Source organism: Corallococcus sp. BB11-1 (assembly GCF_026626625.1).
GTDB classification, from domain to species: Bacteria; Myxococcota; Myxococcia; order Myxococcales; family Myxococcaceae; genus Corallococcus; species Corallococcus soli.
The window spans coordinates 127,596-152,788 of sequence record NZ_JAPNJY010000002.1; the positions used below are offsets into that span (position 1 = coordinate 127,596).

Here is a 25,193-nt window from a genome sequence, read left to right on the forward strand (position 1 = left end):
TCCCGCCCCGGGCAACACGGCGCGTCCCAGCGCCCCGCGCACCTCCCGCCGACACCGCCCGCCTGCCCGTCCGCCCGGCCTTCCAGCACTCAAATCGTCAGGAAAGACGGGAAGTTGAGGGGCCGGCCGAGCGCGTGGTACGAACTCCCGTTCAGTTCCCCTCGACAACTTCTGTGTCTGGAGCCGGCTTCCATGAGCGAGCGCAATGACGTCACGCGGCCTTCGTCCCCCGCCCCGGTGCCTCCTTCGGGAGCCCCCGACAAGGCCGGCGCGACCGAGGCACTCGCCCAGAACGTGACCACCCTCCCCGCCGCCGCGCCCCAGGCCAGCGCCGAGGACGATGCCCGCGAGCGCATCGCCTCCATGGAGCGCGAGGCCAAGGCGCTCGCCACCACCGAACCCCAGACGGCCGCCCTCCTCTTCCATGAAGTGGGCCTGCTCTGGGAAGAGCCCCTCAAGAATCCTCGCAACGCCGCCGTCGCGTTCCAGAACGCCTACAAGCTGGCGCCCCGCTTCCTCGCCAACATCCGCGCCGCCCGTCGCCTCTTCGCCGACGTGGGCAACTGGCAGATGGTCGTCCAGCTCATCGACGCGGAGCTCATCGCTTCCGAGGACCCGCGCCAGCAGGCCTCCCTCCTCTTCGAGAAGGGCTCCATCCTCGAAGAGCGCCTGTCCCGCGACAACGACGCCGCGGACGCCCTGCGCCAGGCCCTGGACCGCAAGCCCACCGACATCACCCTGCTCACGCAGCTGGAGTCCGTCTACGCCTCGCGCAACGACGCCGCCGCGCTGGTGGAGATCTACCAGCTGCTCGCCGCCGCGGTCGTCCCGCCGGCCCTGCGCGCCCACTACCTCACCGCCGCGGGCATGCTCCTGGAGGAGCGCCTCAAGAACAAGGACGCCGCCTCCGTCGTGTTCCGCGAGGCGTTCGCGTTTGATCGCGCCGATCCGCTGCTCCAGGCCGCCGTCAAGCGCATCGCCGAGCGCGAGGGCCGCACCGACGAGCTGCTCGCCGCCCTGCTCGCCGAGGCCGAGGGCCAGGGCTCCCAGGGCGCTCCCGCCTACCTCCACATCGCCAAGGTCCACGACCGCCTGGGCCGCAAGGACGACGCCCTGTCCGCGCTGCTCGCCGCGCGCCGCGTGAGCCCCCACGAACCACTCGTCCTCTCCGCGCTCGCCGGCATCTACGAGACGCAAGGGCGCTTCGAGGAGCTGGCCGACGTGCTGCTCGCGTGGGTGGGCTCCATCAACGACGAGAGCGAGCTGGTCGCCATCAACCTGCGCCTCGCCGCGCTGTACGAGGACGACCTCAAGCGCGACCAGGAGGCCGCCGCTCGCTACCAGGCCATCCTCGCCCGCATCCCCAGCCACGCCGCCGCGCTCGCGGGCCTGGGCAAGCTGTCCTACCGGATGCAGAACTGGGAAGGCCTCGTCGCCGTCTTCGACGCGGAGGTCACCGCCGCCGAGGACGCCAAGGGCAAGGCCGCGCGCATGTACAAGGCGGCGGAGATCCTGGAAGAGCGCCTGGGCCGCCAGGAGGACGCCATCGCGCGCTACAACGCGTGCCTCCAGCTCCAGCCCGGCTACCTCCCCGCGCAGAAGGCCCTCACCCGCCTCTACGAGCGCCAGGGCCGCTTCGCCGAGCTCGTGTCGATGTTCGAGCAGGACCTGCTCCAGACCAACGACCGCGACCAGCTCATCACCACCCTCAACAAGATGGCGGTCATCTACGAGGACCGCCTGGGGGACCTGGACCACGCCATCGAGTGCATGAAGCGCATCCTCGATCTCGCGTCGGACCACCTGCCCACGCTGCGCAACCTGGCCCGCCTCTACGAGCGCGCCGGACGCCACCGCGAGCTGCTGGAGACCAACGACCTGGAGGCGTCGTTCGCCGGCGACACCAAGCAGGTGCTGTCGCTCCTGCACCGCAACGCAGAGATCCTGGATGAGCACCTGAAGGACCGCGTGGGCGCCATCACCGCGTATGAGCGCGTGCTCGCGCTGTCGCCCTCGTACCTGCCCGCGCTCAAGGCCCTGGGCCGGCTGTACGCGCAGGACGCCCGCTGGGACAAGCTCATCGACATGTACCGGGCGGAGGCGGAGATCTCCCCCTCCACCGACCAGGCCGCCGCGCTCATCTACAAGATCGGCGAGCTGTACGAGCACCGCCTGAAGCAGGAGAACGAGGCGCTGGCGTCCTACCAGGAGGCGCTGATGCTGGCGCCCAGCTACTTCCCGGCGCTGCGCGCCCTGGCCCGCATCCACCGGGCCCACGGCGCGTGGGAGAACCTGGTGGAGGTGCTGCGCGCGGACGCCGCCAACCGCACCGACCCGCTGGAGCGCGCCAACGCGCTCTACCAGGCCGCCGCCATCTGGGAGGACCAGCTCGCCCGCCCGGAGCTGGCCATCGACGGCTATCAGGAAGTGCTGCGCCTGACGCCGGGCCACGCCGCCACGCTGCGCGCGCTGGAGCGCCTGTACGTCACGCAGGACAACGTGAAGGAGCTGGTCGCCATCCTCGACCGCGAGACCCAGGTGGGCCAGACGCCGTCCGCCAAGGTCACCGCCTACCTGAAGCTCGCGCGGCTGTACCTGGACCGCTTCCAGGAGCCGTCCCGCGCGGCGCAGTGCTGCGAGTCCGTGCTGGCCCTGGAGCCGGGCAACTTCTCCGCCCTCACCCTGCTGGAGCGCATCCGCGTGTCGGACCGCCCCCGCCGCGCGGAGCTGCGCAGCCGCATCGCGGACCGCGTGACGGACCCGCGCCTGTCCAGCGCCCTGCGCCTGCTGGCCGCCGCGGATCAGGAGAAGGGCCCGCCCACCGAGCGCACCCTGGACGTGTACCAGCGCGCCTTCGACGAGGACCCCAGCGACGCGCGCCTCGCCTTCAGCCTGGAGCGCGCGCTGCGCCAGACGGGCGACACCGCGGGCCTGTCGCGCATGTACGGCATGCGGCTGGCCGTGACGACGGACCCCACCGAGGCGCTGGAGCTGCTCCTGCGCGCGGCCGAGCTGGCCGAAGGCAAGGGAGGCGACCTGGAGCAGGCCACCGCCCTCTACCAGCAGGCGCTGGAGCTGCAGTCGCAGTGCCTCCCCGCGCTCCAGGGCGCGCGCCGCGTGGCCCTGCGCCGCTCCGACTTCGCCACCGCCCGCACCATGCTGGAGACCGAGGCCCGGGCGAGCCGTGACGCCAAGGGCGCCATCGAGGGATTCGTCGCCGCCGCGAAGCTCGCGGTGCAGAAGCTGAATGATCCGGACGGCGGCGCGGCCCTCTACCGCGCGGCGCTGGAGCGCGACCCGCTGCACCCGGGCGCGGCCACCGGCCTGGAGGAGCTGCTCGCGCAGCGCGGCGGTTCCTCCGACCTGGCGGCCCTGCACGAGCGGCGCGCCGAGGCCCGGCTCGCGCAGCGGGACGCGGAGGCCGCGGCGGCGGCCTACGTCACCGCGGCCCGGCTGCACAACGTGGCCCTGGGCGACCGCGACCGCGCGCTCGCGGTGCTGGAGAAGGCCCTGGCGGCCCGCCCCGGCTTCCCCGACGCGCTGGAGACGCGCGGCCTGCTGCTGCTGGAAGCGCAGCAGTATGGCGAGGCGGCGGTGATGCTCAGCCAGCGCGTGCAGCAGGGCGGCGACCCCCGCGTGCTCGCGCAGCACCACCTGACCCTGGGCGGCATCTACCAGACGCACCTGAACGACCCGGGCCGCGCGGCCGCGCACCTCCAGACGGCGCTGGCCACCCTGCCCCGCCACCCCGAGGCGCTGGAGCGGCTGGCCACCGTGTACGCACAGGGCCGCAACCACAGCGGCGCGGTGGACTGCCTGCGCCGGCTGCTGGATCAGGACCTGCCCACCGACGCGCGGGCCCGCTTCACGGTGGAGCTGGCGCGCATCCATGACGAAGGCCTGGGCGACGCCGCCTCCGCCACCGCGCTGTACCGCAAGGCGCTGGAGCTGACGCCGGGCGAGCCCGCGCTGGTGGACCGGCTGGTGGCCCTGTACGAGCGGGCCCGCAACCTGCCGGAGCTGGCGCAGATGCTGGACGCGCAGGCGGCGGCCACGGCGGCATCGGACGTCAAGCGGTCCGCGTCCCTGCGCATGCGCGTGGCGAGCCTCTACGCGGGCCCCCTGTCGGAGCCTGCCCGCGCGACGGCCATCTACCGCCAGGTCGTGGAGCAGGATCCGCAGAACGGCCAGGCCCGCGCCGCGCTGGCGGAGCTGTACGGCCGCGACACCAACAGCTACCCGCTGGCCATCGAGGAGCACCGGCAGCTCTTGCGCCAGGATCCGGGCCGCGTGGACAGCCTGCACGCGCTGTTCAAGCTGTGGGAGGCGCAGAAGCAGCAGGACAAGGCGTTCGCCATCTCCGCGGTGCTCACGTTCATGCGCGCCACCAACGAGGTGGAGCAGTCCTTCTACACGGAGGGCCGCGCCCGGCAGCCGCAGGAGCCTCGCGAGGGCCTGAGCCAGACGGACGTGGACACGGTGCTGATGCACCCGGCCGCTCGCGGGCAGATGACGGAGCTGCTGCGCGCCGTGGGCGACCAGCTCAGCAAGGTCTACCCGCCGCAGTTCGAGATGCTCGGGGTCAACCCGAAGACGGACAAGCTCAAGCCGGACTCGGCCGTGTTCAAGGCCGTGCGCGTGGTGGCGCAGAACTTCGGCGTGGAGGAGTTCGAGGTCTACCTGGCCCGCCGCGGGCTGATGCAGTTGGAGACGACGGAGCCCCTGTCCCTCTGCGTGGGCCAGGACGTGGTGCGCCGCTTCAATGCCCGTGAGCAGAAGTTCCTCATCGGCAAGGCGGTGCTGGGCCTGCTCAACAAGACGGCCGTGCTCGCCAAGCTGTCCGACGGCGAGACGTCGGACCTGTTCGGCAACGCCATCCGCATCCACGCGCCGCAGTTCAACGGCCTGGGCCGGCGCAACGACGACACCACGAAGCAGCTCAAGAAGGCGTTCTCGCGCAAGTCGCTCAAGGCCCTGGAGGGCCCCGCGCAGACGCTGGCCGAACAGCCGAAGCTGGACGTGGCGCCCGTCGTGGACGCGCTCAACTTCTCCGCCGACCGCGCGGGCCTGCTCGTGTGCGGGGATCCGTCCGTGGGCCTCAACATGGTGCTGCGCGAGGATCCGAACATCGCGACGAACCGCCAGGAGGGCACCGAGCACATCCTCCAGGCGGTGCGCGAGCGCGCGGACCTGCGCGCGCTGCTCTCCTGGATGCTCACCGACGACTTCTTCCGCCTGCGTCAGCGGATGGGCCTGTCGCTGTAGCAGTCCAGCGGTACGCGGTGCCGGCTACTCCCGGCGGACCAACGCGTCCGTCGGGAGCGCCTGGAGCAGGCGGCCCACGGCGTCCTCCACCTGGGGGCGCTCCGGGGCCTCCACCGTCACCTTCACGCGGTAGTCCAGGCTCGCGTCGAACACCGGATACGAGCCGATGGCGACGTGGGGCATGTCCAGCGCCACGCGGTCCAACACTCCCGCCAGGGCGCTCTCGCCCAGGTTGAAGAACAGGCTGATGAGGTGCACCGGCGCGCCGCTCAGCCGTGAGAGCACCGTCTCCAGTTGCAGGCGGAAGAGCTGCGGGACGCCCGGCAACAGGTAGATGTCATCCACGGTCAGCACCGGGAACCACATCCCCGGCTGGGCCAGCAGCACCGTGCCCTCGGGTGCGTCCGCCAGCCGCAGGCCCTCCGGCGTCACCGGCGTGTCGCCGGCCCGGGCGTGGAGCGCGGCGACCATCTCCGGCAGGCGCACCACGGAGCGGCCCAGCGCCAACGCCACCGCGCGCACCGTCACGTCGTCGTGGGTGGGGCCAATGCCGCCGCTGGTGAAGACGTAGCGCACCCGCCGCCGGGCACGCGCCACCGCGTCCACGATGGCGTCCACGTCGTCCAGGATGGTCTCCACCGAGCGCAGCGGGATGCCCAATTCGCGCAGGCGCTGGATGAGGTGGGGCCCGTTCTCGTCCTTCACCTTCGCGGTGAGGACCTCGTTGCCGATGATGATCGCCGCCGCGCCGGTGCGCTCCATGGAGCGGCGGACTCTACCCCATCGAACCCGCCACGGTGGCCACCCGCGGCTGTCCATCCCACCCCGGTACGAGGAATGTCAGCCCCCCATGACAGGGTCCAGAACCATCAGGGCATTTCCATGCTAAGGTGATTTTCCATGAATTCAGCAGATGGCAGCGAGAACAACTTCGGCTTGACTCCAAGCCTCGTCGATCTCCTCTGCCCGCGGGCTGAACGGCAGGGCGCGGCGCGGCTCTACTGGTTCCAGGAGGCGGGGGCTGCTGAGAGCGCCACGGAGGAGTGGAGCTTCGCGCACCTGGAGGCCCGGGCCCAGGCCCTGGGGGCGCGGTTGCAGGCGGGCTCGGAGGATGAGCGGGTCCTGATGCCGTGCCATGAGCTGGAGCAGGCGACCCACACCGACTGGAGCGAGCCGGTGGAGGCCACGGCTCCGGACGACGCCCGGTGCCTGCCGTCGCAGTTCCGCGCGCAGGCGGCCCGCACGCCGGACGCGGTGGCGGTGGCGGGCGACGACGAGACGCTCACCTACGCGGAGCTGGACGCGCGCAGCGACGCGCTGGCGTGGCACCTGCGCGAGCAGGGCGTGGCGCCGGAGGTGCGCGTGGGCCTGAGCGTGGAGCGCTGCGCGGGGATGGTGGTGGCGATGCTCGGCATCCTCAAGGCCGGCGGGGTCTGCATCGCGTTGGATCCGGAGGCCCCGCGCGCCATGCGGGCCTCGGTGCTGGAGGACTCGGGGGCGCGGGTGCTCGTCACGCAGTCGGACCGGGACGCCGGCCAGACGGCGGACGGCGTGCGCACCGTCTTCGTGGACTCCGAGGAGGCGTTCGAGCTGGGAGTGCTCGGGCCCCCGCGCGCGGGCACGACGCCGGAGAGCATCGCCTCCGTCCTCTACGCCGGGAGTCCCCAGGGCCAGCGGATGTCGCACTCGGACGTCGCCGGGTTCTTCAGGAACATGGATGCCCGGATGGGCAATGCCCCCGTGGGCACGTGGCTGGCCGTTCCCCGCCTGGCCCGTGGCGACTCCCTGCTGGAGCTGCTCTGGGCGCTGATGCGGGGGTTCCGGGTGGTGGCGCGGGGGGCGTAGGCCTCAGCGCTTGCGCGCGAGCACCCGCCGCACTTCCAGCAGGCACGCGTCCGTCACCGCCGCCACGGACAGCTCCCCGTCGATGCGGACGATGCGCTCGCGCTTCTCCCGGAGCGTGATGGCCTTCAGGTACTGCTTCGCGATGCGGCGCTGGGCCTCGTCCGCTTCGAACAGCTCCGCGGGGCCTCCGCGCACGGCCCGGCGCTTCGCCGCGACCTTCGGGTCCACGCCCACGAACAGCGTCAGGTCCGGCGACACCGCGTGCGCGTTCACCGTGTCCACCCACGCCATGGGCAGGCTCGCGCCCTGGTACGCCAGCGAGGACAGCACGTACCGGTCGCACAGCACGACCTTGCCCTCCTCCAGCGCCGGCAACACCCGCGCGTGGAGGTGGTCCGTGCGGTCCGCCGCGAACAGCAGCGCCAGCGTCTCCGGCGCCAGCGGGCCCCGTCCCTGCGGCAGCCCCAGGCGCCCCGTGAGGGCCTGGCGCAGCATCGTACCCACGGGCCCGTCGGAGGGCTCGCGCGTCGTCACCACCGCGTGCCCGTCCGCCCGCAGCGCCGAGGCCAGCCGCTCCGTCTGCGTGGTGGTGCCCGCGCCGTCCAGACCCTCCAGGACGATGAACCGTCCCGGCCGGGCCACCTTCTTCGCCTTCGCGGCGCTCACCGGGGCAGCAGCGCGGCGGGGTTGTCCAGGCGCAGCTCGTGGCGCAGCGCCAGCAGCGCCTCATAGCGCTGGAGTTCGTCCTTCAGCACCACCCGACCCTTGCGGTAGCTCACGTAGCCGTACACCAGGAGTCCCAGCGCCAGCAGCGACGCGCCCCAGGCGAGGAACGGCGTGCGCAACGAGTCGTAGAACAGCTTCCCGGCCGCACCCGAAATCAAACTGAAGGCGATGACGGACACGCCTGCATGGGTGAAGTGCGTCGTGCTCTGCCGGGTCGCCAGGCTTTCCTGCAGCTGGTCGAACCGGGCCCGCTTTTCCTGATGGTCTGCGCTCACGGAGCCGGGCACCCTACATCACCCATGCCGGGCCGTCGAGTCGCCGGCCGGGCCGGATGTCCTACCCGGACGCTCCGTCACAGCCGCCGCTCATCCCTGCCATCGGGCGGACGCCTGCCTGGTCCCCGGGCATGGCTTGCCACCCCAACCCCCTCGCGTTACATGCCGCGCACCATGCCCCTCCACGCCGTCAGCAGGATGAGCACCTCCGCCATGAGCCAAGACTCCGAGTTGAACACCATCGAGGAGGCCATCCGCGACATCCAGGCTGGCAAGTGCGTCGTCGTCGCGGATGACGAGGACCGCGAGAATGAGGGCGACCTCATCATGGCCGCCGAGCTGGCCACCCCGGAGAAGCTCGCCTTCATGGTGCGCCACACCAGCGGCATCATCTGCCAGCCCATGCTCGCCGAAAGGCTGGACGCGCTGCGGCTGCCGCAGATGGTCGCGGAGAACACCGAGTCCCACCGCACCGCCTTCACCGTCTCCGTGGACTTCCGCCACGGCACCACCACGGGCGTCTCCGCGTCGGACCGCACCAAGACCATCCGCGCGCTCGCGGACCCGAACAGCACCGCGGACGACTTCCTGCGCCCCGGCCACATCTTCCCCCTGCGCTACCGCGAGGGCGGCGTGCTGCGCCGCGCGGGCCACACCGAGGCCGCCGTGGACCTGGCCCGGCTCGCCGGCCTCCAGCCCTCCGGCATCCTCTGCGAGCTCGTGAAGGACGACGGCACCATGCAGCGCATGCCGGACCTCAAGCTCTTCGCGCGGGAGCACCAGCTGTCGCTCGTCACCATCGCGGACCTCATCCAGTACCGCAGCCGCAAGGACCGCCTGGTGCGCCGCGAGCCGGGCCAGGACGTGGTGCGCACGCGCCACGGCGAGTTCACCGCCCTCACCTATTCGTGGACGCCCGACGGCGCGAAGTCGCTGGTGCTGGTGAAGGGGGACCCGGCGCACGCCAACCCCGCCCCGCTGGTCCGCCTGCACGCCGCCTGCGCCATGGGCGACGTCTTCGGCTCTCCGGACTGCAAGTGCCACCTGCTGTTGGACCGCGCCCTGGAGGAGGTCGCGAAGGCCGGCTCCGGCGTCATCGTCTACCTGCCCGGCATGCACGGCGACGACTTCGGCATCCACCACAAGCGCGCGGGCGACGGCAGCAACGCGTCCCCCACCCGCGCCGCCCACGAGTCCCGCGACGTGGGCATGGGCTGCCAGATCCTCACCGACCTGGGCATCCGCGCCATGCGCGTCATGAGCAACACGGACATGACCTACCGGGGCCTCGCCGGGTTCGGCCTCACCATCGAGTCGCGCATCCCGCTCACCGTCGAATAGGCGCTTCGCGGCTGCCCGGGGCAGCAGGCCCCGGGCCCGGCGCGGCGTCAGCCCAGGTCCTTCAGGGCCGCGCGCACCGACGACAGGTCCGCGGGCAGCTCCACCGGCGGGTTCGCGTGCGCGGCCTTCACGTCCGCCAGCGTCCCCCGGTGGTAGCCCACCTTGAAGTCCGCGAACTTCAGGCCGTGCGCGGTGGCCACCACCGCGACGCTGGCCCCCTTCGCCATCACCCCCTGGGCCACCAGCTTCTCCACCGCCGCCAGCGCCACGCCCGTCTGCGGGCAGGCGAAGGTGCCCTCGCGGTCCGCCCGGGCCGCCGCGTTCGCCAGCTCCGACTCCGTCGCCTCCTCCACCACGCCGTCGAAGGCGCGCAGCATCTTCACCGCGCGGCGGAACGACACCGGGTTGCCAATCTGGATGGCCGACGCGAGCGTGGCCTCCGCCTGCATCGGCTGGAGGTCCTCGAAGCCGCCCCGGAAGGAGCGCAGCAGGGGGTTGGCCCGCTGCGCCTGCGCCACCGCGATGCGCGGCCGGCGGGGGATGAGCCCCAGCGTGTGCAGCAGGTCCAGGCCCCGGCCCAGCGCGCTCGCGTTGCCCAGGTTGCCGCCCGGGATGACGATCCAGTCCGGCGGCTCCCAGCCCAGGTCCTGGCACAGCTCCACGGCGATCATCTTCTGGCCCTCGATGCGCAGCGAGTTCATCGAGTTGGCCAGGTACAGCCCCGTGTCCGCCGTCACCGCCTGCACCAGCTTCATGCAGCCGTCGAAATCCGTGTCCAGCGACAGCACCCGCGCCCCGTTGGCGATGGGCTGCACCAGCTGCGCGAGCGACACCTTGTTCTTCGGCAGGAACACCACCGCCGGGATGCCCGCCGCCGCCGCGTACGCGGACAGCGCCGCGGACGTGTCCCCCGTGGACGCGCACGCCACCGCGCGGATGGGCGTCCCGCGCGAGCGCAGGTGCTTCACCGCCGACACCAGGACCGTCATGCCCCAGTCCTTGAAGCTGCCCGTCGGGGAGACGCCGCACTCCTTCAACAGGAGCGAGCCCAGCCCCAGCTCCGCCGCCATCCGGGGCAGCGGCTTGAGCGGCACGCGCCCCTCGCCCAGCGAGACGATGTCCTCCACCGGCAGCTCGGGCAGCGCCCACTCGCGCTTGCCCCACACGCCGGAGCCGTCCGGCAGCCGGGACGTCGCGAACCGGGACTCGAAGCGGCGCTTCCACTCCGTCGCCGGCACGGCGCGCAGGGCGGCCTCGTCGTGCGCCACCTCCAGCAGCCCTTCACACCGGGGGCAGCGGTACACCACGTCCCAGAGCGACGCGGTGAAGCCACACCCTTCACTGCACGCGTACCGGGCCGTGAGGGCCGTCACGCCTCCACCTCCACCTTGGTGCCGCAGGCCACGCACGCACGGCCCGGGTAGGAAGGGGTGTGGCAGGACGGACAGGGGACGCGCTCGCCCTCCTGCGCGCGGCCCCGGGTGGCCACCGGCGCCGCCACGCGCACCCGGGGCAGGCGCATGCCGCAGCCGTCACACAGCAGCCCTTCGGCCTGGACGTGGCGACAGTAGCGGCACGTCACCGCCCCCACCGGCGCGGCGGTGCGGACGCCGTCATCCGGCGCGCGGCCCGTGTCCAGGTCCGCCATGGGCGCCACGGGCACCGCGCCCGTGACACCCGAGCGCGTCAGCTCCAGGTCGGGCACGGACATGGCCGGCAGGTCCGGTCCCGAGCGCAGCCGCGTCAGGTCCAGCTCCGCCAGGGGCGCGGACTCCACCTCCGCGCGACCGCCCGCGTGGTGCGTCAGCTCCAGCTCCGCCAGTTGGACGACGACAGGGGCCTCCGTGGCCACGAGCCCCGGGAAGCGCTTGCCACAGCCCTCGCACTCGTCGCCTTCAGACTGTACGTGGTCGCAGACCGGGCAGATGATCATGGCCGGGACGTTATCGGGCCCCTCCCCGTCCGGCAACGCGACCTCCGGGAAATGAAGGGGGCCCGCAGGCACGCTCCCTCAGTTCGCGTACACCCCCTGCCCCGTCATGGGCACGAAGCGCACCGGCAGCAGGCGCTCCACCCGGGGCAGCATGCCGGGCTGACCGCGACGGATGCGCAGCAGCTCCTGGGACGCGTCCACCGCGCCCACGGGGATGACCATCCTGCCCCCTGGTTTGAGCTGTCGCAGGAGCGCGCGGGGGATCTCCGTCGGCGCGGCCGTGGCGATGATGGCGTCATAGGGCGCGCCCTCGGGCCAGCCCAGCGACCCGTCGCCCTCCCGGAAGAAGACGTTGTTGAAGCCCAGCCGGTGCAGCAGGCGCCGGGCGGGCCGGGCCAGCTCCGGGACGATCTCCACCGTGAAGACCTCGCGCGCCAGCAGGGCCAGCACCGCCGTCTGGTAGCCGGAGCCGGTGCCAATCTCCAGCACGCGCTCACAGCCCCGCAGGCGCAGCGCTTCGCTCATCAAGGCCACCACGTACGGCTGGCTGATGGTCTGCCCATGCCCGATGGGCAGCGGCACGTCCTCGTGGGCCACGCCCCGCTCCTGGACGGGCACGAAGTCCGCACGATTCAGGTTGGCGATGGCCGCGAGCACCCTCCGGTCCCGGATGCCCTGCCGCGCCAGATACTCCGCTCGGCCCCAGTCTCCCATGGCGTCTTCCCCCGTGGTCCTCCGGGAGAAAACGTAAGCACCCCGACAGTCCGAGACAACCTGACGGCCGGGTCCCGGGCGCCCCGTTCCTACCCCACGCGGGCGAGCGCCAGCCGGCCCTCCCAGCGCTCCTCGAGCGCCTTCACCAGCCCCTGGTGCTCCGGCTCCTGGAGCTTCGGGTCGCGGTCCATGATGCGCCGGGCCTCCACCTGGGCGAGCGACAGCAGGTCGCCGTCGCGCACCAGGTTGGCCACGGCCAGCTCCGGCAGGCCGCTCTGCCGCGTGCCCAGGAACTCGCCGGGGCCGCGGATCTCCAGGTCCTTCTCCGCGATGACGAAGCCGTCGCTGCTGCGCTCCATCACGCCCAGCCGCTCGGTGGACTCCCAGGAGCGCGCGGCCCCCGCCACCAGGAAGCAGAAGCTGGCGGCGGCGCCCCGGCCCACCCGGCCGCGCAGCTGGTGCAGCTGCGACAGGCCGAAGCGCTCCGCGGACTCCACCACCATGACGGACGCGTTGGGCACGTCCACGCCCACCTCCACCACGGTGGTGCACACGAGCAGTTGGACCTGCTTCTCGCGGAAGGCCTCCATGACGGCGTCCTTCTCCTCCGCCTTCATGCGCCCGTGCAGCAGGCCCACGCGCGCCGTGGGGAACACCGCCTGCAACTTCCCCGCGCCCTGCGTGGCGTCCTCCAGGTCCAGCTTCTCCGACTCCTCCACCAGCGGATACACGACGTAGGCTTGGTGCCCCTTGGCCAGCTCCGCGCCCACGGCTTCGTAGACGCGCGCGCGGTATTGGTTGTTGAAGACGCGCGTGGTGATGGGCGTGCGGCCCGGGGGGAGCTGGTCGATGATGGACACGTCCAGGTCGCCGTACAGCGTCATCGCGAGCGTGCGCGGGATGGGCGTGGCCGTCATCACCAGCACGTCCGGCATGACGCCCTTGCCCATCAGCGTCTGGCGCTGGAGCACGCCGAAGCGGTGCTGCTCGTCGATGACCACGAGCCCCAGCTTCTGGAAGGACACGCCCCCCTCCAGCAGCGCGTGCGTGCCCACCGCGAGGTGCAGCTCGCCCTTCGCCACGCCCTCGCGCACCGCGCGCTTGTGCTTCGCGGTGCCCGCCGCGCTCACCAACCCCACGCGGAAGCCCAGGGGCTCCAGGATGCGGCGGAAGGTGCGCTCGTGCTGCTCGGCCAGGATCTCCGTGGGGGCCATCACCGCCACCTGGTAGCCGTCCTGCAAGGCCACCATCGCGGCCACCAGCGCCACCGCCGTCTTGCCGCTGCCGACGTCGCCCTGCACCAGCCGGCTCATGGGCTCCGGCCGCGCCATGTCCCGCGCCAGGTCCCCCACCACGCGCGCCTGCGCGCCGGTGAGTTCGAAGGGCAGCGCGGCGCGGGCCTTGTCCAGGCGCGCCGGGGCGACGTCGAAGGCGATGCCCTCCTCCGCCTTCACGTCCTGACGCTTGAGCGCCATGCCGAGCTGGAGGAAGAACAGCTCGTCGAACGCGAGCCGACGGTGCGCGGGGCTCTGGTGCGCATCCAGCGCCTCCAGGTCCGCGTCCTCCGGCGGGAAGTGGATGAAGCGCAGCGCGTCCGGCAGCCCCATCAGGTGGTAGCGGCGGCGCAGGTCCGCGGGCAGCGGCTCCTCCAGGTGGTGCGCGTGCTGTTCGCTGATGCGCGCGGCCAGCTCGCGGAACGAGCGCTGCTCGCCGCGCTCGAAGCCCGGGTAGATGGGGACGATGCGGTGGAAGTGCACGGACGTCGTGGACTCCAGGTCCTCCGCGGGCTCCAGCTCCGGGTGGGCCATCTCCCGGCCGTTCATGGAGGCGCGGACCTCACCGGACAGCACCAGCTGCTTGCCCACGGAGAAGCGGCTCTTGAGCCACGGCCCCGCGTGGAAGTACGTCGCGGCGATGCTGCCCGAGCGGTCCCCCACGACGGCGCGGAACATGCGCTTGCCGCCGCGTCCCGGGACGAAGTCCGCGGTCTTCACCGTGCCCACCGTCACGCCGCGCTCGCCGGGGATCAGCTCCGCGATGGTCCGCAGCCGGCGGCGGTCCTCGTAGCAGCGTGGCAACAGGAACAGGATGTCGCCCGTGCGGCGCAGGCCCTTCTTGTCCAGCACGGCGACCAGGCGCGGCCCCAGCCGCTTGCCCAGCGTCTTGAGCGGCGCGGACAGCGGACCGGAGCGCGGCGCGATGGACAAAAGCTTCGCCTCGGAGCGCGACGCCTCCGCGCCCACCGCCTTGGCCTTCTTCTTCGCCTTCCTGGCCTTCTCCGCGGGAGCGGCGCCCTCCGCCGGGGGCGGCGCCTTGCGCGGGTCTGCCCCGACGCCCGTCCGGGCCACGGGCCCGCGCGCGGGCGCACCGCTGGGGCCAGGGACCTTGCCCGCGTTGGCCACACCCGGAGCGGAGCGCATCACACCAGCCGTCGGGGTGACGGGCTCCTGGGAGCGCCAGGGCGGCACCGCGTTCCGGCCCGCCGCCGCCATGCCCTGGGGCGGCGTCACCCGCCTCCGGGGCAGCGCGGCGGCCAGCTCCCCTTCGAGGACGTGCGCGCGCTCCGGCGCCCGGGGGAAGGAGGCCGCCACGGCGTTGATCTCCCCGGTGACGACCACCCGCTCCAGCTCCTCCGGCAGGGCCACGCCGCTGAGCTTCAGCGCGCCCAGCACCTGACGCAGTGCCGCCTTGCGGTGCTCCGGGGGCGCGGGGGGATCCACGTGCGGCAGGGCCGCCCGCAGCTCATGGAGCGCGCGCGCGTCCACGCCGCTGGCCGCCGCCAGGGTGCGCTCCATCAGGGTGCGCAGATCCTTGACGATGCCCAGCTGCGCGAAGTCGCGCTGGCAGGCGTATTTCAGGGGCCCAACGAGGCTGGCGAGCGGGTGGTTCACGCGGTTTCCAGCCTCCATCCTACGAAGCGGGCCTGACGCCGCTTGGAAAACGAAACCGGGGGAGCGAGCCCGTGCCCACTCCCCCGGAAGACACCCGGACGACCGGGCATCACCCCTCTGAGGGCGGGGCGTCGTCCTGCGGATCCTCGAAGAAGATCTTCACGACCTCCAGCTCCCGGACGCCGCCCGGGCTGTTCACCGTGGCGATGTCGCCCACCTTCTTGCCGATGAGCGCGCGCGCCACCGGCGAGGTGACGGCGATCCACCGCTTCTTCAGGTCCGCCTCCGTCTCACCCACCAGCCGGTAGGAGATGGACTTGTCCGTCTCCGGGTCCGTCAGCTCCACGGTGGCGCCGAAGATGACCTTGTCGCCGCCCAGCTTCGCCGGGTCGATGACCTCCGAGCGGGCAATCCAGTCGCCGAGGGTCAGGATGCGCCCCTCGATGTGCGACTGCTTCTCCTTCGCCGCGTGGTACTCGGCGTTCTCCCGCAGGTCGCCGTGCGCCCGCGCGACCTCGATCTCACGCGAAATCTTCCCGCGCTCCACGGACTGGAGGTGCTTCAGCTCGTCCTTGAGCTTCCGCAAACCGTGGGGGGTCATCGGGATGCTGTCGCCGCTCATCGACACCGCTCCTTCCATCACCTGACTGCCAAGGAATCAGCGGCCGGAGCTCCCTCCTGGAACCCGGACGCCGACCGGAAACGACCAATGTAGGGAACGAGTGACAAGCGGGTCAACGAAAGCCGTACCCCCATCGTCCGGTAACGGCTGTGCGCCCGACGGCCGACCCGTTAGGCTGCCCGCCGTGTTGTCCGTCCAGGAAATGCGCGCGCTCGCCTCCGCCCTGCCCGTGGGCACCTTCCAGCACCAGCTGGGCCCCTTCGCCCTGGTGCAGCGCCCGCCCGCGGAGCTGTCCGCCGCCGTGCTGGCCCCCACCCGCATGGCGGACCCGGGCGACATCGAGCAGGGCATGCTCAGCCTGCTCTTCGAATTCGACGACCTGCTCGTCGCCACCCTGCCCACCCTCAAGGACTCGGACGCGCTGCGCATCGGCCGGAGGATGGACTGCGAGCTGGTGCTGGACGACGCCTCCGTCTCCAAGCAGCACGCGGAGCTGCGCTGGAGCCGCGCGGAGGCGCGCTGCACCGTGCGCGACCTGGGCTCCACCAACGGCACCTTCGTCAATGCCAGCACCATCGGGCAGCGGGAGGTGTCGCTCCGGGGCGGCGACATCCTCAGCTTCGGCAACGTGCAGTTCTGGTACCTGCTGACCGACGCCCTCCACGAGAGGCTGCGCCTGGGCGCGGCCTCCGGGCTGGGCTCGCACTCCGGCTGAAGGCGGGCCCCGTCAGGGGGGGCACGCGCCGCAGTCCGCCGCGCACGCGGCATACGAGGTGGACGTGCCGCACGCCTCCGTCACCTGACAGGTGCCGTCGCCGCAGACCGCCAGGTCCGCGTCCCGGATGCGCGTGGTGAGGGGCTGGTAGGTGACGCCGTTCACCGCGCAGCTCAGGAAGGACAGGCCGGACGCGCCGTCCAGCGTGCACACCTCCGAACAGCTGCCCACGTACATGAGCGGCGCGCACTTGCGACGCGGCATCCCGGAGCCGTCCACCACCGCGCACATCCGCGTCGTGCTCTGGGTCGCGTCCAGGGGCGGATTCTGGCTGCCCGCGTAGAGGCCCTGCCCCAGGAAGAGGTTGCCGAAGAAGCACGACTCCGGCCGTGAGAACTCCGCCAGCTCCGCGGGGGTGGAGGGAATCGTCTGCCCCGCCGCGTCACGGCCCTGCACGGAGATGGGCACGCTCGCGCCCAGGGGGTTGGCGTGCGCCGCGAGGCAGGCGGAGACGAGCTGCTGCTCGGCCACCGTCGCCGCGCTGCCCCCGGCCCAGCCCGGCGCCAGCCCCAGCAGCCCGGACCAGGTGTGCACCGCGTTCGTCCGAGGCAGGGTGAACGTGCGCGTCTGCCCTGCCGGGACCGCGCAGCGGACGACGTAGTGCATGACCTCGTCCGCCAGCGCCGGATCCTCGTCGAACCAGGTCTCGAAGGCGGCGGATGACAAGCCATTGAAGGACAGCCCATTGAAGGACAGCCCATTGAAGGACAGCCCGTTGAAGGACAGGCCATTGAAGGACAGGCTGTTGTAGCTCAGCGCCGCCTGCTCCACGGCGCCCCCCGGGTCGGGTGGCGCGGGCTCCTGCGCGCTGGGTCCACAGCCCACCCCCATCGCCACACCCGTAAGGGCCAGCACCAGCCTCCAAGACGACCGCCCCACCGCCCCACCGCACCCGCGCTCGGTATTGCCCATGTGCACCCTCCCATGCTCCGCGGGTCCGCCAGAGGACACCCGCAGGTCGTTCAGTCGGAGGAGGACGTCAAAGACAAACAGGGCGAGCCGAGCCCCCTCACGCATGAAAAGTGTGAGCACGTTGTACGTGGGGCAAGGCGGGACGGGTGCGGGGAATGGGGGGGCGGGCCCCGGCAGGACACTCCGCGCGTCGGAGGCTGAACGGGGGGGCCCTGGAGCATCCACAAACACGAAGGCCACGGCCTTCCGGGGCGAGGACACCTGCCACCACCCCGGAGCCGTGGCCCCCTGACTTCCCGACGGAGGCCGACCGCGCCTAACGCATCTGCGGCGTGCCGACCTTCACCTTCGCCTTGCTCACCTTCAGGCGCGCCAGCTCCTTGGAGAGCGACGCGTAGTCCGACTTCCTGTAGGGGTCCGGATCCGAGCCGCCCGGAGGCCCGCCCTTGGGCGGCTTGCCCTCAGGGGCGACGGCGATCACCAGGTCCCGCTTCGACGCCGGGGCCTGGCTCTCCGCGATCTCAAGGTCCTTGAAGCGGGAGACGACGCTGGGCGCCTCCTTCTGGCTGAGCTGCTTCACCAGGGTGAGCTTCCCGGTGCTCCGGTCGAAGCGGTACAGCTTCGTGCCGCTCGCGCCCTCGTCCACCGCCACGTCCAGGGTGCTGGAGCCCGTGGCCGCCGGACGGGTGATGGGCACCGGGCGGGGCGCCACCTTCACCGCCTTGCTCGGAGCCCGCGTGTCCTCGGCCCCGGCGCTCGCCGCCGTCAACGCGACCACGCCCACTGCCATCGCTCCCACTGCGGACTTCCAACGCTGGTGCATGAATCCTCCCGGATCCCTTACGCGCGGAGACGGCGATATTCGCGAGCCAGGAGCCTATTCGAACGCGACCAGGTCCTGGACCCACTTCGCGCTGCCCTGCTCCAGCCACCGGACCCGCGTGTCGCGGAGCGCCTGCGCGGGAGGAACGCCGCGCCGCAGGGCCTCCAGCAGCGACTGGAAGAAGGCCCCCGCCTCCACGTCCGGCACCTGCGTGGACGGCGCCACCACCGCGCGCGCGCCCGCCTGGATGAGCGCGGACGGCAGGCTCCACACCGCGTGGTAGCGCCACGCGCCGACATTCGCGTCGCACGCGGCCAGCAGCACCACCGGGGCGCCCTTGAGCGTGTGGCCCTCCAGGTCCTCCGCCGTCAGCGCGTAGCGGCCGGCCCCATCCGGGGACAGCGCCAGGAAGGCCGCATCCGACAGGCCGGTGCCGGAGAGGCCGTGCGTGTGCAGCTCCACCTCCGTGGCGTCCGCCATCTCCGCGAGCACCGCCTCGGGCGTCGCGGCGCGGCCCCGCAGGTGCACGTCTCCCGGCCCCGGCTCGCCCTTCCACGGCATCAGGCGCGGCAGGCCGAGCGCCGCGGGCGGCTCCACGTCCGACACCAGGAGCCGCTTGGCTGCGGGCGCCACGGCCGGCGCGGCGACGCGGTGCCCGCCCGGGGCCAGGTAGCTCCAGGCCCGCTCCGGCGGCAGCAGCCCGGGGCGCCCCTGGAGGATGGGCTCCGCCAGCACGCGCACCGACTCGCACGCCGAAACGACCTGGCGCAGGCGCTCGGGCACCTCCGGCACCCCTTCGCGCAGGGGCCGCTTCAGGGCGTTGAGGTACACGCCCTCCGCCTTGCCGTCCGGTCCCCGGGCGACGAAGAGCAGCCGTTCGTCCTGGCCGGCCAGGGCCAGCAGGCACGACGGGGGCGCGGTGCGGTCCAGCTCCTCCGCGAGCAGCGCCACCGCCGCGTCCCATTCCTTCGCGTGCCCCGCGTCCATCACCAGGACGTGGTGGCTGTGGGACCAGGCCTTGCGCGCCTCGATGTCGGAGGAGCGCTTCAGGGCGGAGCCGGTGATGACGCCGCGCAGGAGCCGCTGGCCCGCCTCGCGGTCGCGCTCGATGAGGATGCGCCCCTCCAGGTGGTCCAGCAGCAGCCGGTCACCGGCCGACAGGGACGGGTCCTCGCGCAGCAGGCGGATGCGCTCGCGCACCCGGTCCAGCTCGCGGCCCGGCACCGTGCCGCCCTCCAGGCGCAGCAGGTCTCCCGCGACGGCGATCTCCAGGAGCGTGGGCGCGGTGGGACAGCCGAGCGCGTCCTGCACCTCGCGCCGGGCGGCCCTCGCATCCAGGTCCTCCACGGCGAGCAGCGCCCTCGCGTGGTGGTACTCCGAACGCCGCGCGCAGTCCTCCGGCGCGCGCTGGACGTACTCGTCCAGGTACGCGCGCGCCAGCGCCGGGGCGTGGCGCAGCCGCGCGCTCGTCACCAGGTCCGACAGCAGCACCTCCTCCTGGAACCAGCTGTCGGTGCGGAACGCCTCCTCCAGCGCGGAGCGGGCCAGCGCCTCGGCCTCCTTGCGCCGGTCCAGCCGGTTGTAGAGCGCGGCCAGGTGCTGCTGGAGGTCCACGCAGCGGTACTGGAAGCCCGCGCCGCGGCACGACGCCAGGCCCTCCTGGAGGGAGCGCTGCGCCGTCTCCGTGTCGCCCCGGGCCAGCGCGGCCTGGGCCCGGCCCCGCGCGAGCGGCGCCTCGTACCAGGCGGGCTCCCCGGACTGGCGCACCAGCGCCGCCAGCTCCTCCACGTGCTGGTCCTCCTGGTGCAGCAGCAGCACCGCGCCCAGCAACAGGTCGCGCTCGCCGGAGCGCCGCAGCTTCGCGAGGTACGCGTCCGCCCGGGCCCCCTCCAGCGTCTCCGTGCCCTCCAGCACCGCGCGGTACGTCTGGGCCAGCGGGCCGCGCCGGGCGAAGTCCGCCTCCGCCACGCGGGCCACGTAGGCGGTGGCCGTCTTCGTCCGGGTGGCGTCATCCAGCACCCCCGCCAGCGGCAGCAGCGCCAGCACGCGCTCCACGGACGGCGCCGCGCGCAGCGCATGGTAGAGGTACAGCCGCGCCAGGTCCGGGTTGCGGCGCGCCATCGTGGCCGGATAGGGCGTGCCCTCCAGCGCCAGGGCCATGCCGGCCGCGTTCATCGCCTGCCACGAGTCCCGCCGCGCCAGCGCCCCCTTGCGCAGGCCGTCCGCGCGCTCACGCGCCTCCGTGCTCCAGCCCGGCTCCTTCGCCTGCGCGGCCCGCTGGAACTCCGCCGCGGCGGCCAGCTCCAACGAGAGCGCCTGGAGCGAGAGCCCCCGGTTCCAGTGCAGCCGCGCGTCGTCTGGCGCCTCCTCCAGCGCCGCCTCCACCAGCCCCAGCGCGCGCTCCGGCTGCCCCAGCCCCAGCGCCGCCAGCGACAGGTCCCCCAGGACGGCGGGCGACGGCGGCAGCTTCTCCAGGAGGTCCGCCGCGCGCTCGAAGTCGCCGGAGGCCAGGTAGGCGGTCGCGAGCCCGTGCAGATCCCCGCGCTGCTCCAGCGCCGCCATCGTCGTCAGGTTCAGCTCCGGCCGCCCGGCCGTGCCGCTGCGCATCGTGGCCAGGGGGCGGTAGTCCTCCAGGCCCGGGTGGCTCAGCCGCCCCTCCAGGGGGCGCGCCGACGCGAGCGCGAACGGCAGCTCCCGGGGCGCGTCAGCCGCGCGCCACGGCCGCACCACCGCCAGCACGGCGAGCACCACGGCCGCGGCCGCCGCGGCGAAGCCCACCACGCGCCGGCGATCCCAGGCCGGGGCCCGGGGCGGGCGGGGGCGCTCCGAGCGCATCGGGGGCGCCGCCACGCGCCGGGGCGCGTCCGAGTCCGATGCGGCGGGCCCAGAAGCCCGGGCCTCCGCCGCGGCCTGGAGCGCGAGGCCCGCCTGGACCTGATCCTCCAGCCCCGCCTGACACTCCGCGCACTCCGCCAGGTGGACGCTGAAGGCCTGTGCTTCCTCGGGGGTCAGCTCTCCGTCCACGAAGGCGGCGAGCTGTTCGCACAGCGGCGTCACGACGGGACCCCGGCGCTTCCCTGTCGGGCGAGGAGCAGCTCCTTGAGCTTCTTGCGCGCGCGGAACAGGCGGGTGCCCACCGTCATGGACGGGATGCCGAGCCGCCGGGCGATCTCCGCGTAGCTCTGTCGCTCCATGTCCTTCATGCGGACCACCTCGCGCAGCTCCGGGGGAAGCTGTTCCACCGCGCTCCACACGTCTTCGAGCGTGTAGTGCGCCCAGATTTCCGACGGCGCTTCGGCCTCCGCCAGGGTGTCCCCCATCGCGTCGGTGAACTCCTCGTGGGGGTGGCGCCGGTCGTGCCGGCACCAGTCGAGGAAGCGTCGAACGAGGATGGACGCCAGCCACGCCATGGGGGGCGCGGACCGGTCATACGTATGAAACGCGCGGAAGGCCCGCTCGTAGGTCTCCTGCAACAGGTCCTTCGCGTCAGACGGGTTGCGCCCCCGGCACAGGATGCGGGCCCGCTCTTCCAACGCGGGCGCGCACCGGGCGACGAGCGCCTGGAACTCCGCGGCGTCCGAGCGGGCAGCCGGGGTCCCCTCCTTTTCGGATGCGGAGGACTCCCCGGGCCGGGGGACGGCGCGGGGCGATCGCGGGCGGAACACCACGGGGCCGTTCCTAGCAGGCCCGGCCCCGGCCGCGAAGTCCGACGATACCCTCCCGTGCGGTTCCCACCGGGCAGGTAGCCCCACCCGCAAGGCCGACCGGGGGGCTAGCAGGGGCCGTTTCCGATGTTCACGCCCGTGCGCACCCGGGTGGGGAAGACACCGAGCGCGGCCCCGATGCCCGTCACCCGGATCTTGCTATAGCCCGACCCGCCACTGCCGATGTTGAAGCGCAGCTGGCAGAAGGCCGGGAAGGAGAAGGGGCCCGTGGTCGCCGGGTGCCAGATGCCCGCGGCGCTGACGTTGCCCAGGCCGTACCAGACCCCGTTGGCGTAGCCGAACGCGGCGCCCGCGACCAGCATGCCCTTGCAGCCGCTCTCCGTGATGTTGGACGTGGAGGGGATGGCCTCCACGAAGGGCCGGGCGTACGTGCCATTCAGGTTCGTGATCTCCGTCACGAAGCGGCGGGGGCACGACGTCTGATCGTAGGAGCCATTGGTGGACGCTCCGACGAAGTCTGCGGTCGAGCAGCGCGGATAGGTGGCCGTGACCGACGTGCCGTCCGGCTGCGCCAGCACCACGCCCGTGCCCACGCAGGACTCGTCCACGCCCTGCTCCTGGCTTGCGAGGGACGCGTCTTCGCTGGGCTGGGGCTCGTCCTCCAGAGGGCCTCCGCAGGCGGTGGCGAGCGAGGCGGCGAACAGGAGGGCGAAGGTGGGGGTGGTGCGCATGGGATGGGCTTCCGGAAGGTGGGGCGAAGGGGAACCCGGGAGGGTTCTCCCTGGAGTTACGCCGGGGCCCGCGCATATTCCCCGGGAGCTAGCAGATCTTTCCAAGGACGCTGACGCCCGTGCGGACGCGGATCCGGGTGGTGGAATACGACGTCGCGAGGCCGCCCACGCGGATCGCGTCGTAGCCGTCCTCCGCGGGGAAGTAGATCCGCGCGTTGCAGGAGCCCGGACGGCTGCCGTACGGCGGGGTCCACACGCCCGAACCGCTGGCGGTGCCCAGCCCTGACCAGACGCCGTTGAACTTGCCCCAGGCGGCGGCCGTGACGAACAGCGCGTTGCAGGCAGCCTGCGTGGTGATGGTCGACGAAGGGATGGCCTCCACGAAGGGGAAGGCGACGTTGCCGCCCAGGCTCGCGACCTCCGTCACGAAGCGGTCCTTGCACCCCGGCTGGGTGTACGTCGCGTCATTGGACGTCCCGTGGAACTGGGTGGGGGCCGAGCAGCTCCAGTAGGCGTACGCCGTGGTGCCGTCCGGCTGCGCCAGCACCGTGTCGCTGCCAATGCATTGCAGGACCGGGCTCGGGATGATGGGCCCCGGCCCGATGGGGCCAATGACCAGCTCGTCGCTCGTGCTGGCGAGGTCCTCCTGCTCCAGCGGCCCCCCACAGGCGGTGGCGAGCGAGGCGGCGAACAGGAGCGCGGCGGACGAAGCGGTGAAGCGCATGGGACGACTCCGGCGGGTACAGGGAAGCGCCCGGATGCGTCGGGCACGGACCTGTTACGTCCGGTGTCGTGCTTATTCCCCGCGCCAATTCCACGGCCTTTTCGCGCCGTGCTAAGGCGCTGGCGCGTGGACATCGACAAGCCCTACCTGCTCTTCCTGGGAGACGTGAAGGATCAGCTCGCGGCCAAGACGGCCCACGGCATCGTGGACTGGCGGCCGGAGTGGTGCGTGGGTCAGCTTCGCCTGCCCGGCTGCGCCGCCGACTGTGGCCTGCCGGACCTGGACCTGGAGCAGGCCAGGGCCCGGGGCGCGCGCACGCTGGTGGTCGGCGTGGTGAACCCGGGCGGCGTGCTGGCGGACGCGTGGATCGCCACGCTCGTGCAGGCGCTGGAGGCCGGGCTGGACCTGGCCACCGGCCTGCATAAGCGGCTGGCCTCCTTCCCCGCCGTGGCCGCGGCGGCGGCGCGACACGGGCGCAGGCTGCACGACGTGCGCTTCCCGGATCAGGACTTCGCCACCGGCAAGGGCACGAAGCGCCGGGGCCTGCGCGTGCTGACCGTGGGCACCGACTGCGCAGTGGGCAAGAAGTACACGGCGCTGGCGCTGGAGAAGGAGCTGCGCCAGCGCGGGTGGAAGGCCGACTTCCGGGCCACGGGCCAGACGGGCATCCTCATCTCCGGGCGCGGCGTGGCGCTGGACGCCGTGGTGTCCGACTTCGTCGCGGGCGCGGCGGAGTGGCTCACCCCGGAGAACGACGCGGACCACTGGGACGTGGTGGAGGGCCAGGGGTCGCTGTTCCACCCCTCCTTCGCGGGCGTCACGCTGGGCCTGCTGCACGGCGCGCAGCCGGACGCCTTCATCGTCTGTCACGAACCCACGCGCGCCACGATGCGCGGCGTGAAGCACGCGCTGCCGTCGATTCAAGACGTCATCGACCGCACGGTGCTGGAGGGCCGGCTGACGAACCCCGCCATCCAGTGCACCGGCATCGCCATCAACACCGAGCACCTGGGCGAGGACGCCGCCCTCGCGCTGCTGGAGGCCACCGGCCGCGCGCACGGGCTGCCGTGCGTGGACCCCCTGCGCACCGGGGCAGGCCCCCTGGCCGACGCGCTGGCAGGCCGCTTCCCGCGCGCGTGACCGTGCGAAACCCGTCCCTCCCGGCCGGGCCGCGATATAATTGGAGGCACCATGGGACGCATTTTCGAGACACGCAAGGCGACGATGTTCGCCCGCTGGAACAAGATGGCGAAGATCTTCACGCGCATCACGAAGGACATCGTGATCGCGGTGAAGGCCGGCGGACCGGACCCGACCTCCAACTCCGCGCTGCGCCGGGCCATCCAGAACGCCCGCGCGGCGAACATGCCGAAGAACAACGTGGAGAGCGCCATCAAGCGCGCCAGCGGCCAGGACCAGGCCGACTACCAGATCGTCCTCTATGAGGGCTACGCGCCCCACGGCGTGGGCGTGCTGGTGGAGACGGCGACGGACAACATCGTGCGCACCGTGGCCAACGTCCGCTTCCCGTTCACCAAGCTGGGCGGGAGCATGGCCACCTCCGGCGGCGTGTCCCGCATGTTCGAGCGCATGGGCACCATCCGCCTGGACGCCGAAGGGGTGAACCCTGAGGAGCTGGAGCTGGAGCTCATCGACCACGGGCTGGAGGAGATGGGCGAGAGCACCGGCGAGAAGGGCGAGAAGCAGCTGCTGCTGCGCTGCAAGTTCTCCGACTTCGGCAAGCTCCAGGCCGCCATCGAGGCCAAGGGCATCTCGCCCGTGTCCGCGGAGTCCGAGTACATCCCCCTGCCCGGCACCCTCAAGGAGCTCCCCGAGGAGCAGGCCCAGGAGGTCCTCAAGCTGGTGGACATGCTGGAGCAGGACGACGACGTGCAGCACGTCTTCCACAACCTGGCCTGAGGTCCCGGCGTCCGGCCCCCGCGCGCGGGTG

General features: G+C 72.5%; 20 protein-coding genes. 6 read left to right on the forward strand and 14 right to left on the reverse strand.

Going from position 1 to position 25,193, the window contains the following annotated elements; translation table 11 throughout:
• Positions 1-192 precede the first annotated feature (192 nt).
• Positions 193-5,265 (forward strand): tetratricopeptide repeat protein, encoded by a 5,073-nt coding sequence (locus OV207_RS04405; RefSeq protein WP_267552894.1) that lies wholly within the window; start codon positions 193-195, stop codon positions 5,263-5,265.
• Between the two features lie 24 nt (positions 5,266-5,289).
• On the opposite strand, the gene OV207_RS04410 is transcribed toward OV207_RS04405, so the two are convergent.
• A complete protein-coding gene (locus tag OV207_RS04410; RefSeq protein WP_267552896.1) occupies positions 5,290-6,027 on the reverse strand; it encodes a competence/damage-inducible protein A in 738 nt (245 codons plus the stop codon).
• Between the two features lie 138 nt (positions 6,028-6,165).
• Here OV207_RS04410 and OV207_RS04415 point away from each other — a divergent pair, with 138 nt between their 5' ends.
• On the forward strand, positions 6,166-7,110 hold the full coding sequence (locus OV207_RS04415; RefSeq protein WP_267552898.1) for an AMP-binding protein: 945 nt from the start codon (positions 6,166-6,168) through the stop codon (positions 7,108-7,110).
• 3 nt (positions 7,111-7,113) lie between these two features.
• Here OV207_RS04415 and tmk read toward each other — a convergent pair whose 3' ends face one another.
• Together tmk and OV207_RS04425 are read right to left on the reverse strand one after the other, a co-directional pair.
• Positions 7,114-7,776, reverse strand: a complete 663-nt coding sequence (gene tmk, locus OV207_RS04420; protein WP_267552900.1) for a dTMP kinase — start codon at positions 7,774-7,776, stop codon at positions 7,114-7,116.
• Positions 7,773-8,111, reverse strand: a complete 339-nt coding sequence (locus tag OV207_RS04425) for a hypothetical protein (RefSeq protein ID WP_267552902.1) — start codon at positions 8,109-8,111, stop codon at positions 7,773-7,775. The genes tmk and OV207_RS04425 overlap by 4 nt, the downstream gene beginning before the upstream one ends.
• Positions 8,112-8,324: 213 nt before the next feature.
• Between OV207_RS04425 and ribB the strand changes: the two genes are divergently transcribed.
• On the forward strand, positions 8,325-9,452 hold the full coding sequence (gene ribB / locus OV207_RS04430; protein WP_267552903.1) for a 3,4-dihydroxy-2-butanone-4-phosphate synthase: 1,128 nt from the start codon (positions 8,325-8,327) through the stop codon (positions 9,450-9,452).
• Positions 9,453-9,499: 47 nt separating this feature from the next.
• Here the strand turns inward: ribB and thrC are convergent, their stop codons facing one another.
• The 5 genes from thrC to greA all read right to left on the reverse strand — a co-directional run bounded on the left by thrC (position 9,500) and on the right by greA (position 15,612).
• Positions 9,500-10,825, reverse strand: coding sequence for a threonine synthase (gene thrC / locus OV207_RS04435; protein ID WP_267552905.1), 1,326 nt, complete (start codon positions 10,823-10,825; stop codon positions 9,500-9,502).
• A complete protein-coding gene (locus OV207_RS04440; protein ID WP_193428789.1) occupies positions 10,822-11,385 on the reverse strand; it encodes a hypothetical protein in 564 nt (187 codons plus the stop codon). Before OV207_RS04440 ends, thrC begins: the two co-directional genes overlap by 4 nt.
• Positions 11,386-11,463: 78 nt before the next feature.
• Positions 11,464-12,099, reverse strand: a complete 636-nt coding sequence (locus OV207_RS04445; RefSeq protein WP_193428788.1) for a protein-L-isoaspartate(D-aspartate) O-methyltransferase — start codon at positions 12,097-12,099, stop codon at positions 11,464-11,466.
• Positions 12,100-12,188: 89 nt separating this feature from the next.
• Positions 12,189-14,990, reverse strand: a complete 2,802-nt coding sequence (recG, locus tag OV207_RS04450; RefSeq protein ID WP_267552909.1) for an ATP-dependent DNA helicase RecG — start codon at positions 14,988-14,990, stop codon at positions 12,189-12,191.
• A gap of 109 nt (positions 14,991-15,099) precedes the next feature.
• Positions 15,100-15,612 carry a transcription elongation factor GreA gene (greA, locus tag OV207_RS04455; protein ID WP_267552912.1) on the reverse strand — a complete coding sequence of 171 codons (513 nt, stop codon included), beginning with the start codon at positions 15,610-15,612 and terminating at the stop codon, positions 15,100-15,102.
• Positions 15,613-15,796: 184 nt separating this feature from the next.
• Here greA and OV207_RS04460 point away from each other — a divergent pair, with 184 nt between their 5' ends.
• Positions 15,797-16,327, forward strand: coding sequence for an FHA domain-containing protein (locus tag OV207_RS04460; RefSeq protein WP_193428785.1), 531 nt, complete (start codon positions 15,797-15,799; stop codon positions 16,325-16,327).
• Between the two features lie 12 nt (positions 16,328-16,339).
• Here OV207_RS04460 and OV207_RS04465 read toward each other — a convergent pair whose 3' ends face one another.
• From OV207_RS04465 to OV207_RS04490, 6 genes are all read right to left on the reverse strand, one after another.
• Positions 16,340-17,242: a hypothetical protein gene (locus OV207_RS04465; RefSeq protein WP_267552914.1), complete on the reverse strand. Its 903-nt coding sequence runs from the start codon at positions 17,240-17,242 to the stop codon at positions 16,340-16,342.
• A gap of 373 nt (positions 17,243-17,615) precedes the next feature.
• Positions 17,616-18,098: a hypothetical protein gene (locus OV207_RS04470; RefSeq protein ID WP_193428783.1), complete on the reverse strand. Its 483-nt coding sequence runs from the start codon at positions 18,096-18,098 to the stop codon at positions 17,616-17,618.
• Positions 18,099-18,176: 78 nt separating this feature from the next.
• Positions 18,177-21,179 (reverse strand): CHAT domain-containing protein, encoded by a 3,003-nt coding sequence (locus tag OV207_RS04475; RefSeq protein WP_267552916.1) that lies wholly within the window; start codon positions 21,177-21,179, stop codon positions 18,177-18,179.
• Positions 21,176-21,787, reverse strand: a complete 612-nt coding sequence (locus tag OV207_RS04480) for an RNA polymerase sigma factor (RefSeq protein ID WP_267552918.1) — start codon at positions 21,785-21,787, stop codon at positions 21,176-21,178. The genes OV207_RS04475 and OV207_RS04480 overlap by 4 nt, the downstream gene beginning before the upstream one ends.
• A 107-nt stretch (positions 21,788-21,894) precedes the next feature.
• Positions 21,895-22,518 (reverse strand): hypothetical protein, encoded by a 624-nt coding sequence (locus OV207_RS04485; protein WP_267552920.1) that lies wholly within the window; start codon positions 22,516-22,518, stop codon positions 21,895-21,897.
• A gap of 88 nt (positions 22,519-22,606) precedes the next feature.
• Entirely contained in the window at positions 22,607-23,242 is a 636-nt protein-coding gene (locus OV207_RS04490) for a hypothetical protein (RefSeq protein WP_267552922.1), read from the reverse strand.
• A 126-nt stretch (positions 23,243-23,368) separates the two neighbouring features.
• On the opposite strand from OV207_RS04490, the gene dgcN reads away from it, so the two are divergent.
• On the forward strand, positions 23,369-24,382 hold the full coding sequence (gene dgcN, locus OV207_RS04495) for an N-acetyltransferase DgcN (RefSeq protein WP_267552923.1): 1,014 nt from the start codon (positions 23,369-23,371) through the stop codon (positions 24,380-24,382).
• Between the two features lie 51 nt (positions 24,383-24,433).
• Positions 24,434-25,162 carry a YebC/PmpR family DNA-binding transcriptional regulator gene (locus OV207_RS04500; RefSeq protein ID WP_193428777.1) on the forward strand — a complete coding sequence of 243 codons (729 nt, stop codon included), beginning with the start codon at positions 24,434-24,436 and terminating at the stop codon, positions 25,160-25,162.
• Positions 25,163-25,193 lie beyond the last annotated feature (31 nt).

Coding starts and splice junctions, on each gene's coding strand:
- OV207_RS04405 (WP_267552894.1), top strand. CDS start 193: ATGAGCGAGCGCAATGACGTCACGCGGCCTTCGTCCCCCGCCCCGGTG.
- OV207_RS04410 (WP_267552896.1), bottom strand. CDS start 6,027: ATGGAGCGCACCGGCGCGGCGGCGATCATCATCGGCAACGAGGTCCTC.
- OV207_RS04415 (WP_267552898.1), top strand. CDS start 6,166: ATGAATTCAGCAGATGGCAGCGAGAACAACTTCGGCTTGACTCCAAGC.
- ribB (WP_267552903.1), top strand. CDS start 8,325: ATGAGCCAAGACTCCGAGTTGAACACCATCGAGGAGGCCATCCGCGAC.
- OV207_RS04440 (WP_193428789.1), bottom strand. CDS start 11,385: ATGATCATCTGCCCGGTCTGCGACCACGTACAGTCTGAAGGCGACGAG.
- OV207_RS04445 (WP_193428788.1), bottom strand. CDS start 12,099: ATGGGAGACTGGGGCCGAGCGGAGTATCTGGCGCGGCAGGGCATCCGG.
- greA (WP_267552912.1), bottom strand. CDS start 15,612: ATGAGCGGCGACAGCATCCCGATGACCCCCCACGGTTTGCGGAAGCTC.
- OV207_RS04485 (WP_267552920.1), bottom strand. CDS start 22,518: ATGCGCACCACCCCCACCTTCGCCCTCCTGTTCGCCGCCTCGCTCGCC.
- OV207_RS04490 (WP_267552922.1), bottom strand. CDS start 23,242: ATGCGCTTCACCGCTTCGTCCGCCGCGCTCCTGTTCGCCGCCTCGCTC.
- OV207_RS04500 (WP_193428777.1), top strand. CDS start 24,434: ATGGGACGCATTTTCGAGACACGCAAGGCGACGATGTTCGCCCGCTGG.